Origin of the sequence: Nocardioides malaquae (genome assembly GCF_015070385.1) — a bacterium.
Taxonomy (GTDB): domain Bacteria; phylum Actinomycetota; class Actinomycetes; order Propionibacteriales; family Nocardioidaceae; genus Nocardioides; species Nocardioides malaquae.
On record NZ_JADCSA010000544.1, the window covers coordinates 1 to 263 of the forward strand.

The following is a 263-nucleotide window of genomic DNA, read 5'->3' on the forward strand; positions in this document are numbered from 1 at the left end:
GGCTCACCCGTGTTTGGGTTCGATGCTGAGGTACATCCTCTGCTCGGCGCGGGGGACGAAACGGACGCAGGTCCTGTAGTGGAACTCCTCCATAGCGTTCAGCATCACTTCCCTCTCCACTTCGTCTGCAAGCGGAATAGAGGAGAGAAAAACAAGCCAGAGTGTGGAATGGTTATAGGTGAAGAACCAAAAGAGATTTAATCAATTACATACATAGTTGCTGTCGGGTAAAAGCCTATCATCTCTGTGTTAAATTAATGCCA

Annotated in this window: 1 protein-coding gene; it reads right to left on the bottom strand. The window is 48.3% G+C overall.

The window, feature by feature from the left end:
• Nucleotides 1-3: 3 nt before the first annotated feature.
• Entirely contained in the window at nucleotides 4-120 is a 117-nt protein-coding gene (locus IEQ44_RS18655; protein ID WP_498371230.1) for a M12 family metallopeptidase, read from the bottom strand.
• Between the last annotated feature and the right edge of the window lie 143 nt (nucleotides 121-263).